General features: G+C 54.5%; 1 protein-coding gene. It reads left to right on the top strand.

Features of this window, described 5'->3' with window-relative positions; all coding sequences use genetic code 11:
* A partial coding sequence (locus CKO12_RS14565; protein ID WP_420826850.1) for an AMP-binding enzyme occupies positions 1 to 516 on the top strand: 516 nt, incomplete at both ends.

The raw sequence follows: 516 nt of genomic DNA, 5'->3' as shown, positions 1-516 counted from the left end.
ATCCTATTTGGAACGCTTCCCCGGTTTTTATGACACCTCGGACGGCGGCTTCATCGATGAGGATGGCTATGTCTTCATCATGGGGCGCGTAGACGATGTCATTAACGTAGCGGGCCACCGCCTGTCTACCGGTGAGATGGAAGAAGTCATCGGCGACCATGCCGCGGTAGCCGAATGTGCGGTTGTCGGTATCCACGATGAACTCAAAGGCGAACTCCCGGTGGCATTCGTGGTGCTCAAAGATGGAGCGGATATTGAGCAGGAGCAGCTGGAAAAGGAATTGGTCAAGCGTATCCGCGATGAGATCGGTGCTATAGCGGCCTTGCGCCAGGTTGCGATTGTTCAGAAGCTACCTAAGACGCGCTCGGGTAAGATACTGCGCAAGAGTATTCGCACCCTGGCCAAAGAGGATCGTAATAGCGTCCCTACCCCATCGACTATTGATGATCCGGGCAGCTTGGATGAGATCGCTGATGCTATGCAAAACCATCGCATCGGGCGTTACGCCAATCAGTG

This window comes from Chromatium okenii, from assembly GCF_016583745.1.
GTDB classification, from domain to species: Bacteria; Pseudomonadota; Gammaproteobacteria; order Chromatiales; family Chromatiaceae; genus Chromatium; species Chromatium okenii.
The sequence above is the reverse complement of the archived record's forward strand: the minus strand, read 5'-3'. Positions and strand labels throughout refer to the sequence as shown.